At 58.7% G+C, this 16,895-nt stretch carries 18 protein-coding genes; 8 read left to right on the top strand and 10 right to left on the bottom strand.

The genetic code is table 11. The features are described from left to right. Window positions 1-12: 12 nt before the first annotated feature. Window positions 13-2,316 (bottom strand): DNA topoisomerase IV subunit A, encoded by a 2,304-nt coding sequence (locus tag G3256_RS02775; RefSeq protein WP_169642296.1) that lies wholly within the window; start codon window positions 2,314-2,316, stop codon window positions 13-15. A gap of 203 nt (window positions 2,317-2,519) precedes the next feature. Here G3256_RS02775 and G3256_RS02770 point away from each other — a divergent pair, with 203 nt between their 5' ends. The 6 genes from G3256_RS02770 (at window position 2,520) to G3256_RS02745 (ending at window position 6,847) form a co-directional block, all read left to right on the top strand. After that, complete coding sequence (locus G3256_RS02770; RefSeq protein WP_169639386.1) at window positions 2,520-3,209, top strand: SH3 domain-containing protein; 690 nt, start codon at window positions 2,520-2,522, stop codon at window positions 3,207-3,209. 52 nt (window positions 3,210-3,261) lie between these two features. Further along, window positions 3,262-4,092, top strand: coding sequence for an SDR family NAD(P)-dependent oxidoreductase (locus tag G3256_RS02765; protein WP_169639385.1), 831 nt, complete (start codon window positions 3,262-3,264; stop codon window positions 4,090-4,092). An 82-nt stretch (window positions 4,093-4,174) separates the two neighbouring features. Beyond that, window positions 4,175-4,366 (top strand): twin transmembrane helix small protein, encoded by a 192-nt coding sequence (locus G3256_RS02760; protein WP_246227739.1) that lies wholly within the window; start codon window positions 4,175-4,177, stop codon window positions 4,364-4,366. A gap of 14 nt (window positions 4,367-4,380) precedes the next feature. Next, the gene (locus G3256_RS02755; protein WP_169639384.1) at window positions 4,381-4,953 is read left to right on the top strand and encodes a cob(I)yrinic acid a,c-diamide adenosyltransferase; all 573 of its coding nucleotides are present in this window, start codon (window positions 4,381-4,383) and stop codon (window positions 4,951-4,953) included. Window positions 4,954-5,162: 209 nt separating this feature from the next. Next, a complete protein-coding gene (locus G3256_RS02750) occupies window positions 5,163-5,921 on the top strand; it encodes an electron transfer flavoprotein subunit beta/FixA family protein (RefSeq protein WP_169639383.1) in 759 nt (252 codons plus the stop codon). Further along, complete coding sequence (locus tag G3256_RS02745; protein ID WP_169639382.1) at window positions 5,921-6,847, top strand: electron transfer flavoprotein subunit alpha/FixB family protein; 927 nt, start codon at window positions 5,921-5,923, stop codon at window positions 6,845-6,847. Before G3256_RS02750 ends, G3256_RS02745 begins: the two co-directional genes overlap by 1 nt. A 57-nt stretch (window positions 6,848-6,904) precedes the next feature. Here the strand turns inward: G3256_RS02745 and G3256_RS02740 are convergent, their stop codons facing one another. After that, the gene (locus G3256_RS02740) at window positions 6,905-7,747 is read right to left on the bottom strand and encodes a DUF6473 family protein (RefSeq protein WP_169639381.1); all 843 of its coding nucleotides are present in this window, start codon (window positions 7,745-7,747) and stop codon (window positions 6,905-6,907) included. A gap of 156 nt (window positions 7,748-7,903) precedes the next feature. Between G3256_RS02740 and G3256_RS02735 the strand changes: the two genes are divergently transcribed. Continuing rightward, on the top strand, window positions 7,904-8,779 hold the full coding sequence (locus G3256_RS02735) for a 3-hydroxybutyryl-CoA dehydrogenase (RefSeq protein ID WP_169639380.1): 876 nt from the start codon (window positions 7,904-7,906) through the stop codon (window positions 8,777-8,779). A gap of 5 nt (window positions 8,780-8,784) precedes the next feature. Here the strand turns inward: G3256_RS02735 and G3256_RS02730 are convergent, their stop codons facing one another. The 7 genes from G3256_RS02730 to G3256_RS02700 are packed head-to-tail and all read right to left on the bottom strand — an operon-like array spanning window position 8,785 to window position 14,162. Next, window positions 8,785-9,663, bottom strand: a complete 879-nt coding sequence (locus tag G3256_RS02730; RefSeq protein ID WP_169639379.1) for a lysophospholipid acyltransferase family protein — start codon at window positions 9,661-9,663, stop codon at window positions 8,785-8,787. Between the two features lie 38 nt (window positions 9,664-9,701). After that, a complete protein-coding gene (locus G3256_RS02725) occupies window positions 9,702-9,971 on the bottom strand; it encodes an HPr family phosphocarrier protein (protein WP_169639378.1) in 270 nt (89 codons plus the stop codon). A gap of 15 nt (window positions 9,972-9,986) precedes the next feature. Continuing rightward, complete coding sequence (locus tag G3256_RS02720; RefSeq protein ID WP_169639377.1) at window positions 9,987-10,379, bottom strand: PTS sugar transporter subunit IIA; 393 nt, start codon at window positions 10,377-10,379, stop codon at window positions 9,987-9,989. A 4-nt stretch (window positions 10,380-10,383) separates the two neighbouring features. Continuing rightward, window positions 10,384-11,274: an RNase adapter RapZ gene (gene rapZ, locus G3256_RS02715; protein ID WP_169639376.1), complete on the bottom strand. Its 891-nt coding sequence runs from the start codon at window positions 11,272-11,274 to the stop codon at window positions 10,384-10,386. Beyond that, window positions 11,271-11,726, bottom strand: coding sequence for an HPr kinase/phosphorylase (locus G3256_RS02710; RefSeq protein ID WP_206040782.1), 456 nt, complete (start codon window positions 11,724-11,726; stop codon window positions 11,271-11,273). The genes rapZ and G3256_RS02710 overlap by 4 nt, the downstream gene beginning before the upstream one ends. Before the next feature lie 3 nt (window positions 11,727-11,729). Continuing rightward, on the bottom strand, window positions 11,730-13,418 hold the full coding sequence (locus G3256_RS02705) for a sensor histidine kinase (protein ID WP_246227737.1): 1,689 nt from the start codon (window positions 13,416-13,418) through the stop codon (window positions 11,730-11,732). Between the two features lie 42 nt (window positions 13,419-13,460). After that, entirely contained in the window at window positions 13,461-14,162 is a 702-nt protein-coding gene (locus G3256_RS02700; RefSeq protein ID WP_169639374.1) for a response regulator transcription factor, read from the bottom strand. Between the two features lie 354 nt (window positions 14,163-14,516). On the opposite strand from G3256_RS02700, the gene G3256_RS02695 reads away from it, so the two are divergent. Continuing rightward, on the top strand, window positions 14,517-16,115 hold the full coding sequence (locus tag G3256_RS02695; RefSeq protein ID WP_169639373.1) for a phosphoenolpyruvate carboxykinase: 1,599 nt from the start codon (window positions 14,517-14,519) through the stop codon (window positions 16,113-16,115). A 56-nt stretch (window positions 16,116-16,171) separates the two neighbouring features. Here the strand turns inward: G3256_RS02695 and G3256_RS02690 are convergent, their stop codons facing one another. Beyond that, window positions 16,172-16,888, bottom strand: a complete 717-nt coding sequence (locus tag G3256_RS02690) for a hypothetical protein (protein ID WP_169639372.1) — start codon at window positions 16,886-16,888, stop codon at window positions 16,172-16,174. Between the last annotated feature and the right edge of the window lie 7 nt (window positions 16,889-16,895).

Genomic DNA, 16,895 nt, shown 5'->3' with positions numbered 1-16,895 from the left:
CGGGCGTGTTCTTCAGGTAAACCGGTTGTCGCGGGGGAAGCCCCGGGGTGCCATACGGCCGGCACCTGCGCGCTTGCCGGTCCATTCTTCCAGCGCCGTTTCCGTGCGTGTCCGTCCGGCAGGATCCAGCCAGCTGAGACCTTCCGCAAGGGTGAAGGTCGTGGCATCGGAGAGCCCCCCGTCTTTATATTTCTGTAATCGGACACCCTTGCCACGGGCCATTTCAGGCAGCTCATCCAGCGCAAAGACCAGCACTTTGCGGTTCTCACCTACGACCGCCACATGATCACCATCAACCGGTTTACAGACCAGTGCACGGGTTCCGCCACGCACATTCAGCACCTGTTTACCTGACCGGGTCTGGGCCACCACATCGTTTTCGGCGACAACAAACCCGTCACCGGCATCCGAGGCCACCAGCAATCTCCGGTCCGGCTGATGGATAAGAATTGTGACGATATCCGCCTCGTTGGGCAGATCGACCATCAACCGCAAAGGCTCGCCCATGCCCCGCCCGCCGGGCAGATTTGCAGCCGAGACCGTATAAAACCGCCCGTTAGAGCCAAAAACCAGCAGCCGGTCAGTTGTTTCCGCATGAAAGATAAAGCGCGGCCCGTCGCCGTCCTTGAATTTCAGCTCGCGGCCCAGATCGATATGACCGGTCATCGCCCGCACCCAGCCCATCTGCGAACAGACAACGGTTATCGGCTCGCGGTCGATCATTGCCTCAATCGGAACCTCTTCGATTACCGCTCCTTCGGCAAAGCTCGTGCGCCGCGCCCCGCCGCGCCAGTCTTTGCCAAACTGCTTTTTCGTCTCGCGCAACTGTGCGGCGATACTCTCCCACTGCAGTGCCGGATCCTCGAGAAGATCTTCCAGACCTGCACGCTCGGCCATCAGCGCTTCCTGCTCACGCAGCAGCTCCATCTCTTCAAGACGCCTCAGAGACCGCAGGCGCATGTTCAGGATGGCCTCGGCCTGCACATCGCTCAGCTCACCCTCGCCCAGCGCCGGTGTGACGTAATCGGCTTCATCGCGGGCACGGCGGTGCTCGCGGCCCCAGTCCTCACGCATCAGCGCGGCCTTGGGCTCATCGTCGTAACGGATGATGTCGATCACCCGGTCGAGGTTGAGAAAGGCTATGATGAACCCTTCGAGAACCTCGAGCCGGTGGTCGATTTTCTCCATCCGGTGGGTCGACCGGCGTACCAGCACTTCCTGACGGTGATCCAGAAAAGCGCGCAGCACTTCTTTCATCGAGCAGACCTTTGGTGTCAGCCCGTCGATCAGCACGTTCATATTAAGCGAAAACCGCACCTCAAGATCCGAGTTGCGATAGAGCATGCCCATCAGCACCTCGGGATCCACGTTTTTCGACCTTGGCTCCAGGATCATCCGGATATCATCAGCGCTCTCATCACGCACATCTGCGAGGATCGGAATTTTACGCGTCTGGATGACTTCGGCGATCTTCTCGATCAGCTTTGATTTCTGCACCTGATACGGGATTTCGGTCACGACGATCTGCCACTGCCCACGGCCCAGATCCTCAACCTCCCATCGGCAGCGCAGCCGGAAAGAGCCGCGGCCCGTGCGGTACGCGGTTGCGATATTCTCCGGCGGTTCGACGATCACACCGCCGGTGGGAAAATCGGGGCCCGGGACATAGTTCAGCAGCGTATCGTCGCGCGCATCAGGCGTTTTGATCAGATGAATACAGGCGTCGCAGAGCTCTGCGATATTGTGCGGCGGAATATTCGTCGCCATGCCGACAGCGATCCCGCTGGAGCCGTTGGCGAGCAGGTTCGGAAACTGCGCGGGCAGCACCACCGGTTCGGTCAGCGTTCCGTCATAGTTTCCCCGGAAATCGACGGCGTTTTCATTGAGCCCGTCAAGCATCGCTTCGGCCACAGCTGTCATCCGGGCCTCGGTATAGCGCGAGGCCGCCGGGTTATCGCCGTCGATATTTCCGAAGTTGCCCTGGCCATCCACCAGCGGGTAGCGCACATTGAAATCCTGCGCGAGGCGCGCCATCGCGTCATAGATCGCGGCATCGCCGTGCGGGTGATAATTGCCCATCACGTCGCCCGAAATCTTGGCCGATTTGCGGAAACCACCGGTCGACGACAGGCGAAGCTCACGCATGGCATAAAGGATGCGCCGGTGCACCGGTTTCAACCCGTCGCGCGCATCCGGCAGCGCCCGGTGCATGATCGTGCTCAGCGCGTAGGTCAGATACCTTTCGCCCAGTGCCCGACGCAATGGTTCGGACAGGTCCGGAACCGGGGCATCAGGAATTTCAGCGTCATCAACCATTGCCTTTGTGTAGCGAGACCGCCGGGGAGCGACAAGCGCGATATCGCGTCCCGAAAGCGCCCGGCGTTGCCGGTTTGCCACGCTCAGAACCTGATCCGGTTTGCAGGAAATTCCCACTCACCGAAAAAAAGCTTGGATGATAGGGACCCCGAACGGCCTGTCATGTGTTAAGCTGACAAGCGTAATGATGTTGGAAGGGTATTATGAAACGGTTTCTGCTGCTTGTTTCGGGGTTTCTTTTTGTAGGGTTTTACCAGCTGAGTGGCGGTGCGGATTTCGATCCCGTGGCGGCACGTGAAGCGGCTGTGCTTGCCCGGATGGAGGACGATGCGGCGCGTCGCGATGCGGCTCCGGCCACCATGATTGCGATGCTGAAAGATACATCGCCTCAACCTGCCATCGTGCCTGAAGCGCCGGTGACGGAAACAGAAACTGTCTTCGCTGCCGAGACCTCCGAAGTGGAAGTGGTTACACGCGCTGCGGTCGACCTGAGCCTGCTGACAGCCACCGAACCCGACATCGAAACTGCGCCAGAGCCAGAGCCGGCGGTTCTGGTAGAAGAAGCATCCCCCACCGGGATAAAAGCCGCATTTCAGTCGGTTGAGGAACTTGCCGCAGCGTCTGAAAAGCCCATTCCGAGCCTGATTTTCCCCGGAGCAACGGCGGCTGCGGCATCCGGCGGAACGTCTGATGCCCGCGATCTGCGGTTCATCGACGGTGATCTTGTCAACATGCGCTCAGGCCCCGGCACCAGCTATGATGTGGTCACCCGGTTCGGGCGCAACACAGCGGTCGAAGTGCTCGAAGACAGCGGCACCGGCTGGGTGCGTCTGCGTCCTGCAGAGGGCGGTCCGAGCGGCTGGATCGCGGACTTCCTGCTCACCGGCGGATAGGCTTGCAATTCCGAACCTGAGAATGCATCTGGCGGACAGACAGGGAGATGTCATGTCCGCCGGATCGATTCTTATCACAGGCTGCTCATCGGGAATCGGTTATGCCGCGGCACACGGGCTGCGGGACGCCGGGTGGCAGGTTTTCGCGGCATGCCGGCAGGCTGATGACTGCGAACGTTTAAAATCTGAAGGATTTGACAGCCCCCTGATCGACTACACCGACACTGCCAGCATTCAGAATGGCCTGGCCGAAGTTCTGGAGAAAACAGGCGGCACACTGGACGCTCTGTTCAACAACGGGGCGCATGGAACACCCGGCGCTGTTGAGGATCTGCCGACCGATGCGCTGCGTGCGATCTTTGAGGCGAACTTCTTTGGCTGGCATGAACTGACCCGCGCTGTGTTGCCGGTGATGCGCGCGCAGGGCCACGGTCGGGTGGTACAGTGTTCTTCCGTTCTTGGATTTGTGACACTGCCCTGGCGCGGTGCGTATAACGCTACCAAATTCGCGCTCGAAGGGCTGACAGATACAATGCGTATCGAAATGCGGGACACGCCTCTGCATTTTATCCTGATCGAGCCGGGACCGATCACCTCGAAAATCCGTCAGAATTCTATCCCGCATTTCGAGCGCTGGATCGACGTAGAGAATTCGCCCCGCCGCGCAGACTATGAGGCGAAACTGAAAAAGCGTCTCTATGCCGATACAGGACCTGAACGCTTTGAACTGCCGGCAGATGCCGTGGTCCGCAAACTGCTGCATGCTCTGACCGCAGATAATCCAAAGCCGCGTTATTATGTGACGACGCCAACCTATCTGATGGGCGCGTTGCGACGTCTGCTGAGCACACGGGCCCTGGACCGCGTGCTGTCGCAGACCTGAACGCCGCAGATTTGCAGCCCGTCGCTCGTTTTTCGGCAAAGGCCGCCTATATGGCAGAGCAACAGATGGAAGGACTAACCCCGTGGACCCGTTATTCGCACTCGTCGTCATCGCCTGTCTGGCCGTTGTCATCATTCTTATGTTCGGCCTCGGCGGGTTTGCCGGCGGTGGCAAATTCAACAAGGAAAACTCGAACAAACTGATGCGGTGGCGTATCGCGGCGCAGTTTGTCGCTGTACTGCTGATCCTCGTCTATGTCTATTTCCGCAAATAAGGGGCAGTTGCGCGATGGTCGTTCTGAATAAAATCTACACCAAGACCGGTGATGCCGGTGAAACCGCACTGGGCAACGGCGTCCGGGTTGCAAAGCACGCCGTGCGGGTCACAGCCTATGGCACCTCGGATGAGCTGAACTCCTTCGTCGGTGTGGCGCGGCTTGAGGCCACGGGCGATACTGATGCCGCCCTGAGCCGGATCCAGAATGACCTTTTCGACCTTGGCGCTGATCTGTGCAGGCCCGACATGGATCAGGACGCAGAGGCCGAATACCCGCCGCTGCGCATGATCGAGGCCCAGGTGATGCGGCTGGAGACAGAGATTGACGCAATGAACGCAGAACTCGATGCCCTGCGCAGTTTCATCCTTCCCGGCGGCGCGGCCCTTGCAGCGCATCTGCATGTCTGCCGCACCGTGTCGCGCCGCGCCGAACGGCTATGTGTGGAGCTTGCCACCATGGAGGCGATCAATCCGGCAGCCGTGAAATACCTCAACCGGCTGAGTGACTGGTTTTTCGTTGCGGCGCGTATGGCCAACAACAGCGGCAGGGATGATGTGCTCTGGGTGCCGGGCGCAAACCGCTGACGCCCGTCCGGCATCTTTGCCCTGATCCCGGACCCCGAAATGCACAACGCATGGCCCTAAACCGCCCTGTTTTGAAAAAACGCGGCGTTCCTGAGCCGGGACGCGACGATTTTACACTGTTTCGCGCCCTTCAGCCCGGTTAAACCACCGGGCAGAAGATATCTGGCTTGCACAGGCGTGTGAGTCGCAAACCAAGGAGAGATGCGCTCATGAAGGTTCTGGTACCTGTCAAACGCGTGATCGACTACAACGTGAAAGTGCGCGTCAAAGCGGACGGTTCCGGGGTCGATCTTGCCAATGTGAAAATGTCGATGAACCCGTTCGACGAAATTTCTGTCGAACAGGCGATCCGGCTGAAAGAAGCAGGTCAGGCCGACGAAGTTGTGGTCGTTTCTGTCGGCGTAAAACAAAGCCAGGAAACGCTGCGGACAGCACTGGCGATGGGTGCAGACCGCGCCATACTGGTCATTGCCGCCGACGATGTGCATCAGGACATTGAACCGCTGAGCGTTGCGAAGATCCTCAAAGCGATCATCGATGAAGAGCAGCCCGGTCTGGTGCTCTGCGGCAAGCAGGCGATCGACAATGACATGAACGCAACCGGTCAGATGCTTGCGGCGCTGATGGGCTGGAGTCAGGCGACCTTTGCATCCAAAGTTGATATCGAAGGCGACAAAGCCGTTGTGACCCGCGAAGTAGATGGTGGTCTGCAGACGATCAAAGTCAGCATGCCAACCGTTATCACAGTAGATCTGCGTCTGAACGAGCCGCGCTATGCCTCTCTGCCGAACATCATGAAAGCCAAGAAAAAGCCGCTGGATGAAAAAACCGCTGCCGATTACGGCGTCGATGTATCACCGCGCCTTGAAGTCGTCGGAACAGCCGAGCCCGAAGCCCGCGCGGCCGGGATCAAGGTCGGCTCCGTCGATGAGCTGGTATCGAAACTCAAAGAAGCGGGGGCTGTGTAATGGCTGTTCTTCTCCTTGCAGAAATCAACGACGGCGAACTGGCGATGGACGCCACAGCCAAGGCCGTAACGGCCGCGCAGGCACTGGGCGATGTGACTGTTCTGGCAACAGGTGCAACCTGTTCTGCAGCCGCGGCCGAAGCCGCGACAATTCAGGGTGTGGCCAAAGTGCTCTGCGCCGAAGACCCGCTTTATGGCAAGCGTCTCGCGGAGCCCGTGGCGGATCTGATCGTTTCGTTGTCGGGCGATTACAGCCACATCGTGGCCCCGGCGACGACAGATGCCAAAAACATCATGCCACGCGTGGCAGCGCTGCTTGATGTCATGGTGATCTCCGATGCCACCGCTGTGGTGGACGCAGATACTTTTGAGCGCCCGATTTACGCTGGCAACGCTATGCAGACAGTCAAATCTGTGGATGCGAAAAAAGTGATCACCTTCCGGGGATCAACGTTTGACGCAGCCGCCGCCGGTGGCTCCGCTTCAGTCGAAACCATCGGTGCCGCTGCTGATCCGTCTCTGTCGGAATGGGTAGAGGACAAGGTCGCGGAATCCGACCGCCCCGAGCTGACATCCGCAGGCGTGGTAGTCTCCGGAGGCCGCGGTGTCGGCTCCGAGGAGGACTTTGCGCTGATCGAAAAGCTGGCTGACAAACTCGGTGCCGCGGTCGGTGCCTCGCGCGCCGCGGTCGACTCCGGCTATGCTCCCAACGACTGGCAGGTCGGACAGACCGGCAAGGTCGTAGCCCCCGACCTTTACGTCGCGGTGGGCATTTCAGGCGCCATTCAACACCTCGCCGGCATGAAGGACAGCAAAATCATCGTCGCGATCAACAAAGACGAAGAAGCGCCGATTTTTCAGGTTGCCGACTATGGCCTCGTCGCCGATCTCTTCACCGCGGTTCCGGAGCTGATCGAAAAGATCTGATCCGGAGCAGCGTCACGCGAGACCAGAGGTCGCCCCCGGTAAAGGGGCGCCCTTTTTCTACGGGCTGACCATTTCGTGCAGCAACGGTCCGATGTGGCGGGCGAGTTCGCCATGTGCCCTGGGACCGAGCATTTTCTTTGCCGCCATCGCCTCCATCTCACTGAAAACCATGCCTGAAGTGCCGGCTTCAATGGCTTCAGGCGTCGCCACGACCTGCGCCACAGTAACCTTTTCATCTGCGAGACTGTCGAGCATTTCGCGTGTGACAAAAAGCGGATCACCTGACCGCGCCGGGTCCGGCCCGACCGGTTCATCCTGCAAGGGCGCGTGATCTGCGAACCAGACAAGCAGCACCCGGCTCCCGATCTGACGCGTCAGCAGTTCCATCCGGGCCGACCACGCTTTCTGAAGCTCCGCGCGAACAATGGAAAACCGCTCAGATGAAACCTTATGCAGATGGCTGAGCATATGGCGGTTGAAGTGGAACTCTGCAAAATCAACTTCCGGATAAATCACCCGTAAGAGCGGAGACGCCGTAAGAAACCGGTCGTTGCGCCGCGGATGCACCGTGTAAAACCGGTTCGACAGGTTTTGCGCACCAATGACCTGCAGCACCGCGACGCGCGCACTCTGTGCCGCCTCCATGACAGTCGGGTCATTGATGAACACGTCAATACCTGCGTTCGGGATACCGAAATTGACGCAGTTCAGACCAAGGTCACTCTCTACCAGCGCCGGAAACGGTGCCTTGATAAACCTGCCATAGGTCTCAGTGCCGCCAAGGAACGCCACAAAGGGCGCGTCAAGCCGCCGCCGCGGTCCGCGAAACAGAAGCCGGGAATTTCCGTACCGGCACGGCGCATAATCGAGCGCACCCGCGCTCATAGCATCATAGGTCATAAGCCCACCTTTTTCATTCACCCGGATCCTTTATTGCCTGGCAATCCTTAGATTCCCTTAAACTCTCGGCATCAGGCAGATTATTGCGCCCGCGCGTACTTGCGGCCCCGTGGCGTGGCACCGTAAACTGGCATCACACGAAAAGGGATCAGCGGCATGGAAATCAGGAAAATCGGCATTGTAGGCGCCGGGCAGATGGGCAACGGCATTGCCCATGTGATGTCGCTGGCAGGTTATGACGTGATGCTCAACGACATCAGTGATGACGCCCTGAGCAACGCAATGGATCTGATGAAAAGCAACATGGAACGCCAGGTCAGCCGCGGCAAGATCACCGCAGATCAGCTCTCCGACGCGCTCTCACGGATCAACTGCACCACCACACTCAGCGAACTCGGCCGGACTGATCTGATTATCGAAGCCGCGACCGAGCGGGAAACCGTGAAACAGGCGATTTTTGAGGACCTTGTGCCGCATCTGCAGCCGCACACTATCCTGACGTCCAATACCTCCTCAATCTCCATCACCCGACTGGCCAGCCGGACAGACCGGCCAGAGAAATTCATGGGGTTCCACTTCATGAATCCTGTGCCGGTGATGCAGCTGGTTGAGCTGATCCGGGGAATTGCAACGGATGAGCCTACGTTCAGCGCCTGCAAAGAAGTTGTTGAAAAGCTCGATAAAACAGCGGCTTCAGCCGAGGATTTCCCGGCCTTTATCGTAAACCGGATCCTGATGCCGATGATCAATGAAGCGGTCTATACGCTCTATGAAGGTGTCGGCAGCGTACAGTCAATCGACAGCTCTCTGAAGCTCGGCGCAAACCACCCCATGGGGCCGCTTGAACTGGCCGATTTCATCGGTCTCGATACCTGTCTTGCGATCATGAACGTCCTGCATGACGGGCTGGCTGACACCAAATACCGCCCCTGCCCGCTTCTGACCAAATACGTCGAAGCCGGTTGGCTGGGTCGGAAAACCGACCGTGGATTTTACGATTATCGCGGTGAAACGCCGGTGCCGACCCGCTGAGTGCGTCAGTCTTTCAGCGCCAGTGTGTGCTCACGCAACCAGGCCATGAACCCGCGCGGATCATCCGCCCATTTCTCAATTGTCTCAGGCGCAAGCGGCTCCCCGACAATCGGCGCCTGGGGTTTGTCAAAGGCGTGCACCACCTCATGCAGCAACAGACCCTGACGCAGCATCGGAGACAGTTTGTTGGCAATCTGATACGCGCGCGAGTTCTGCCCCGGAAATTTGATCGGCAGAACTGTGGCACCAGAGCGGCGGATCATCTTTGCGGTAAAGACATTCCACTCCCCCTCGACAGCCGGACCGAAAAACGTCTCTGATGCAGCCACACCACCTGACGGGAAAAGCGCCACGACACCGCCGCTTTGCAGATGTTCCATGGCGCGTGTGCGCATTTCGACGCCCTTGCGTTGCGCCCCTTCTTCATGGGGGAACGGCACCGGGATCATAAAAGAACTCGCGGCTTCATCGATGATTGTCAGAAGTGAGCGCGTCAGAATTCTGTAATCCGGCCGAACCCGCCCGATCAGATCCGCAAACATCATCCCGTCAATCAACCCGTGGGGATGGTTGGAAACAACGATCACAGGACCTTCGCGCGGGATCCGGTCAAGCTGGTGCTGCGGTGTCTGCAGCTCGATCCCCATGACATCGAGAGCCGCGCGCCAGAATGCCTGCCCCTGTGGTGCGCCGCGGCGTTCAAACTCCTGAACACGGCGCAGAATGGTCAGCTTGCCCGTCAGCGCTTCCATCACCCGGATCATCGAAGATTTCCACGGGTCCTCAAAGGTCGAAGCATAGGACAGGCTGCGGCGGTCGTACTTGGAAAAGTCCACCTTCTCGCCCGGTTTGCTTTCGCTGATATCCTGCGAACTGTCAGTCAATTCAGCGCTCCCCCCCGTGCGTTGACATGGATACCCGGTCAGGCCCCTTCGCCAAATTTATCCGCCACAAGCGCCGTCAGCGCATCAGCGAGAGCCTCAGCATCCGGACCGGATGTTTCAACCTCAATAAAGGTTCCAAGTGAGGCTGCCAACATTAAAAGCCCCATGATGCTGTCTCCGGAGGCCGATATGCCGTCCCTGGAGATTTCGGCCGTGGCGTCGAAGCCTTCCACCAGTTCGACCAGTTTGGCAGATGCGCGGGCATGCAGGCCCTTCTCGTTTACGATTTCCAGTGTCTTTGCGGTCATAGATCGGCTGCCTTGTTATTCGGGGCTGATGTTCTGGCTGTCGATATACTTTTTGCCGGCTTCCAGCGCGGCGCGCACAGCGTCCGGCACGGATTTCCGACGGCTCTTGGCAAGCTTGATAAGCATCGGCAGGTTCGCGCCGTAAAGAATGCGACGGTTGCCGGGTTTGCAGGCAAGAAGGCTGAGATTGGACGGTGATCCGCCGTAAAGATCCGTGACCACAACGACACCGTCCCCCTGATCCACCTCATCCGCTGCGACACAGATTTCGCGTTCTTTCAGGGCGCGGTCGTGATCTGCCAGGATGCCGATGGCCCGCATTCCGCTCTGCCGGCCCACAACATGCTCAATCGCCGCCAGATACTCCTGTGCCAGCCCGCCGTGCGCGACAATCACAATACCGATCAAGGGATCAGGCCTCTTCTTTCTTACGCAGGTCCAGTTCGCGGTGTCTAATTGACACCTGCCAGCCTTCCTCCGCAAGCCGCAAAGCGAGGCTTTCAGCCATGGCGACCGACCGGTGCTGTCCTCCGGTACACCCAAAGGCGATCGACAGGTATGATTTTCCCTCATCGCGATATGCGGGCAACAGCCACAGGCACAGATCCGTGACCTTTTCAGCAAAGGGGCCCGAACGCGGATCGCTTCTGATGTAATCGGCAACGGCGGCGTCGCGGCCGTCCGACCCGCGCAGAGCAGGATCCCAGTAGGGGTTGCGCAGAAAACGGCAGTCGAAAACCATATCCACACTCCGCGGCAGCCCGCGTTTGTATGAGAACGACTGTACGGAAACACTCAGATGACGCTGACCACCGGGCGCAAACCAGTGCTCAACCTCTTCGCGCAGCTGATGAACGTTCAGTTCGCTGGTGTCGATCAGCACGTCTGCCCGGGCGCGCAGCGGCTGAAGCATTTCAAGTTCGCGTATGATGCCCTCAGACGGGCGATCGTCAGGCGCAAGCGGATGCCTGCGGCGGGTCTCAGAAAACCGGCGCAACAGCACCTCTGACTGGCAGTCCAGAAACAGAAGCTCCGGTGCAAGACCCGGCACTGCCGTCAGCCGTCCGAGCGTATCGATGATGGTGTTGGTGGAGAAATCTCGGTTGCGCGGGTCGATCCCGAGCGCAAGTGGTCTGTCCTGACCCGGTCCGTCCAGCAGATCGGTCAGCAGGCGCAAAGGCAGGTTATCAATGGTCTCATAGCCCGCGTCTTCCAGCACGTTGAGCGCACTGGAGCGCCCGGCGCCCGAAGGTCCGGTGACGAAAATGATCCGTCGCGCGTCTGAAGATGCTGTCTGTGTCATTCCGGCTCTCTCAGTCCTGATCTGAGATATTGCATAATTGCAGCCGGAAAAGCCCGGCTGGCAGTTTTGTGAAAACACCGCACTGTGTGTCCGGCGATTTCTGCGTCGTGACGCTCCGGCAGGCGCCGCGTTTCCATCTGATCGAGATCCACCACAAGCCGGACCGGTGCCTCGCCGGCCGGTTCTGCGTTCAGAATACCGACCCCGCGGGCTTCGATCATACCTCTGATTGCCTCAGGGCAAGTGGCGCGCAGGCCAGACGCCCTGACGTGCACGACAGTCCGGTCATCGGCGATCAGACGTGCGCCCAGCGACATAAGCTGCAGCGCAAGCTCAGATTTACCCGCACCGGAGGCCCCGGTGATCAGAACGCCCGCGCCATCGACCGCGACAGCGCTGGCATGCAGAATAACAGTATCGGATGTCTCAGGCAGAGGGCCCGCCGGCGTCATCGCTCAGGTCGGAAGGCCGACGACAAAACGTGCGCCGAGCGGATCGGAGGTGATATCTGCCTCGGTGGGGCGGATGTTTTCGGCCCAGATCACGCCACCATGCGCTTCGATGATCTGCTTGGAAATCGCAAGACCCAGGCCGGAGTTGTTTCCGAAATGCTCGTCAGGGCGTTGTGAGTAGAACCGTTTGAAGATCTTCGACAGCGCCTGGTCAGGTATGCCGGGACCTGTGTCCTCAACCACGATCAGTACGCGGTTTTCCTTTTTGCGCGCCCAGATACGGATCGCATCACCGTCTTCGCAAAATGAAATAGCATTTGTGATAAGGTTCACGAATACCTGCGCAAGGCGCGCCTCGAGCCCATAGACGGTAATCGGGTTGTCCGGCAGGTCGGTAATGAAATCGATGCCCCTCGCGCGTGCATCCTCGCCGAGGTACTGGCCGAGGTTTGACAGGGTGGTCAGGACGTCAAAGGGTTCTTCCTCTTCTTTGACCAGTTCGCTGTCCAGCCGCGACGCGTTGGATATGTCACTGACGAGCCGGTCCAGCCGGCGGACATCATGATCAATCACATCAAGCAGTTTCTCGCGCTGATCATCCCGTTTCACCATCCGCAATGTGCCAACGGCAGACCGCAGAGAGGCGAGCGGGTTTTTGATCTCATGCGCCACATCCGCTGCGAACTGCTCGTTACCGTCAATGCGGTTATAAAGAGCCGAGATCATGCCGCGCAAAGCGCCACTGAGCCGCCCGATCTCGTCAGGCCGGGCCGTCAGATCCGGGATCCGAATGCGCCCCGGGTTCATTTTGCGTGCATTTTTGACACGCCCAAGCTCGGCCGCTGCAGCAAGATCAGCCAGCGGATTCGCGATCGTCGAGGCGAGAACAAGGCTCAGGCCGATGGAGACCAGGATGCCGATCACAAACATCTGCAGCACACGCTCGCGCTCACTGCGAACGAAATTGTCAATCTCACCGGCAGCCGTAGCCACCGCAACCACACCGATCGGCGTCTCGTTCTGAGTGATCGGCGTCACCACCGTGAAGAGCGCACCGCCGGCCGTGTCGAGTTCGCGGCGGATCTGTGTGCCGTCAGTCAGTGTGCTGCTGATCAGCGGACGAATTTTGTCGCGCAGCGGCGTCTGGTCGGCGTCCTCAGGCTCACTGAATGCGCCGGACGTTGCCGACCAGACCCAGCTCAGCCCGTCAATCAGAGGTGTCTTTCCTCCGAGAGCACCGGCGATCTCGCCCGCCGCAAGCCGCCCTTCGGTATTTGCCACCAGCGTCTCAGACGGGTCATAGACAAAAACCTCAATGCCGCTGCGCAGATCAAGACCGCTCAGCGTGGCCTCTATGTCGATACCATCACGGGTCGCAAGGTTCACCGGCGCATCACGCGGGACCTGCGCTTCGATCACGTCGGCGATCAGTTCAGCTTCGGAGACAAGAGATGCGGCCCGCTGCACGGCGAGACTGTCACGCGAGGAATTCAGCAGTAGAATCCCGGCAACCAGAATGCACATCGCAATGAGATTAAAGATGATAATCTTGCGCGCAATGTGAGAGCTGCGCAGCGACATGAGCCCGCGGCCTTCACGGCTCGCGCGCAGCTCACTGCCGGCCGCACTGTCGGGTGCAACCCAGTCATCACCCAGAACGAGATCGCCGTCCCGGGGCTGGGGTGGGGTCATATCCCGCACAAAATTCCTCTCGGCCAGCGCCATCGGTGATCGTTACTCTTCGTTGTATCTGTATCCGATACCGTAGAGCGTCTCAATCGCGGAGAACTCATCATCAGCCGTCCGCATCTTTTTGCGCAGACGTTTGATATGGCTGTCGATTGTCCGGTCATCCACATAGACCTGATCGTCATAGGCGACGTCCATAAGCTGATCGCGCGACTTTACGAAACCAGGGCGCTGCGCCAGCGCCTGCAGGAGCAGAAATTCGGTCACGGTCAGCGATACATCGCGGCCCTTCCAGGCCACGGCGTGCCGCAGCGGATCCATGCGCAGATCACCGCGCTCCATTACTTTGGTCTCTTCGCTGTCGGCGACGACATCACCGGCGACCGCATCCTGACGGCGCAGCAGTGCGCGGATCCGCTCGACCAACAGCCTCTGAGAGAAGGGTTTTTTGACATAATCATCGGCGCCCATGCGCAGCCCCAGCACCTCATCGATCTCATCGTCCTTCGAGGTCAGAAAGATTACCGGCATCGCCGTTTTCTGCCGCAGACGCTGCAGCAGATCCATGCCATCCATCCGGGGCATCTTGATATCCAGAACCGCCATATCAGGCAGCTTCTTGTTGAATGCGTCGAGGGCAGCCTGCCCGTCGTTATACGTTTCCACTTCGAAACCTTCGGCTTCGAGAGTCATGGAAACGGACGTCAGGATATTCCTGTCGTCGTCCACCAATGCGATTTTAGACATTACCTGTATCCTTGTACTGCTCGTTTCTTTGATTTTTTGGGGTATTGACCACTGTTTACCCCGGCGAATCAATCTTTAAGTGCGAATCAGCACAGCACTTCCGCCCATTTGGGCCATAATTTGATTACGAATGGCTAAATTGCCGCACATTGTTGACCCGACCCGGCAGTGATAGCGCCGGTATCCGCCGGTGCGGGCAGGCCATGAGCATAAACATCCTGATGGTGGCGCTAACTGTGTCGAAGCAATCTGTTCACGTGCTAAATCATCATGTTAGGACTGGAACCCGGCTGTCACGGCCAGTGGTATGGTGCGTATTCCGCCGCAGGTGCGGTCAATCAGGAGATCAACAAGATGACACATGGGCGCGTAAACCCCGACTTCACACTGGAAGATCAGGGGATCAAAGGCCTTGGCACTGTCTGGTACAACCTGATTGAACCGGACCTGATCAGTGCTGCCCTGTCACGTGGCGAAGGCGAGCTTGGCAAGGGCGGCACCTTTCTGGTGACGACCGGTAAATTCACCGGACGCTCCCCCAACGACAAGCATGTGGTCAAGACCGACAGCGTGGCAGACACGATCTGGTGGGAAAACAACGCAGCGATGTCCCCCGAGGGGTTTGATGCTCTCTATGAGGATATGCTCAGCCACATGGAAGGCGGCGATTACTTCGTTCAGGACCTCGTGGGCGGCGCCGACCCGAAACACGCGATAAATGTGCGCATGGTGACGGAGCTTGCCTGGCACGGGCTCTTTATCCGTCACATGCTGCGCCGGCCGGATGCAGAGGATCTCAACGATTTCACGGCTGACTTCACGGTGATCAACTGCCCGAGCTTCAAAGCTGACCCAAAGCGTCACAACTGCCGCTCTGACACGGTCATTGCGATGAACTTTGACAAAAAGCTGATCCTGATCGGCGGTACAGAATATGCCGGCGAAAACAAAAAATCTGTCTTCACGCTGCTGAACTATCTGCTTCCCGAAAAAGGCGTCATGCCGATGCACTGCTCGGCCAACCACGCCAATGGCAATCCTGTCGATGCAGCCGTGTTTTTCGGCCTTTCGGGCACCGGGAAGACCACACTCTCGGCTGATCCCAGCCGCACACTGATCGGTGACGACGAGCACGGCTGGTCCGACACCGGCACCTTCAACTTCGAAGGTGGCTGTTATGCAAAAACCATCAATCTGAACCCTGACGCAGAGCCAGAAATCTACGCCACGACCGAAAAGTTCGGCACGGTGATCGAAAACATGATCTATGATCCGCTGACAAAAGAGCTGGATTTTGACGACGACAGCCTGACAGCCAACATGCGCTGCGCCTACCCGTTGCATTATATCTCAAATGCCTCCGAGGCGGCGCGCGGCGGGCATCCGAAAAACATCATCATGCTGACCTGCGATGCCTTCGGGGTGCTGCCGCCGATCTCAAAGCTGTCGCCGGCACAGGCGATGTATCATTTTCTGTCGGGCTTCACCTCCAAGGTTGCCGGCACGGAGCGTGGCGTAACAGAGCCGGAACCGACTTTTTCCACCTGCTTTGGCGCGCCCTTCATGCCGCGCCGCCCGGAAGTATATGGCAACCTTCTGCGTGAGAAGATCGCCACCCATGGCGCGACCTGCTGGCTGGTGAATACCGGCTGGACCGGCGGCGCCTACGGCACCGGCAGCCGGATGCCGATCAGGGCCACGCGCGGGCTGCTTGCAGCGGCGCTCGACGGCTCGCTTGCGGATGCGGAGTTCCGCAAGGATCCGAACTTCGGATTTTCCGTGCCGGTCGACGTGAAAGGCGTGCCGAACATTCTGCTCGATCCGCGCCGGACGTGGGACAATCCTGAATCCTACGACCGTCAGGCGGCAAAGCTGGTGAAGATGTTCTCGGATAACTTCGAACAGTATCTGCCGTTCATCGACGACGACGTACGCGCCGCCGCGATCAGCTGACCGCCGGGTACCTCAAAGAACTACGCCACGGGTGATCAGCCCGTGGCGGCTGGCTTTTACGCCGCTTTATCGAGCGCTTCCGGAAGCTGCATATCCAGCAGAAAGCGAAGATCTTCGTTGGAGTTATAGCCCATCACAACCTCGAAAAGATCCGCTGCATCCCTGAGCGCAAAGCGGATCGCATCCGGGTCCGTGTGCATGTACCCGAATCGCGCAGAGAAGCCCTTGAAGACGAGAGACTTCGACATCAGTCCGAAGAAATAATCCGGATCCCAGCGCAGCATAGCAGTCAGAAACGCATGCCGCGCAAGCAGTGAAGACATTCCCGTGCCGCGAAACTGTCCCGGCTCTCCGCCAAGCCAGAATTCTCCGTGATACGTAACGACACCCCGCATGCGTTTCGCGCCCGGACCAGGCCGGTAAACCGTTCTTTCGTAATCAATACCCCCCATTGGCGGCTCGAACTCGCACAGATTCTCACACATGTATTCGCCAAGGCTGGACTTCGACAGGTTGAGCCGCTTCAGAGCCTGGGTGTGCACCACGTTGCCCGCGGAATCGTATCCTGCCATCCAGTAGGAATTCTCGGAATTGAGTGGCTGTCGCTTCGGATCAAAGGGTACGCCCAGTTTGTGGTCCGGCCGGGCTGTTGAAAGCAGGTCGCGATATTCCTCAAAGTCGGAACCGGTCACAATCGTGACGCCATTGCTGCGAATCTGATCAAGACTCGTCGCAAACAGGTAGTCGTCCCGGGATTTAAATTGAATAGTCATAGTGCGT

The organism is Roseobacter ponti (genome assembly GCF_012932215.1).
GTDB classification, from domain to species: Bacteria; Pseudomonadota; Alphaproteobacteria; order Rhodobacterales; family Rhodobacteraceae; genus Roseobacter; species Roseobacter ponti.
Note: the sequence above shows the minus strand (reverse complement) of the source record. Positions and strands in the feature narration are given on the sequence as shown.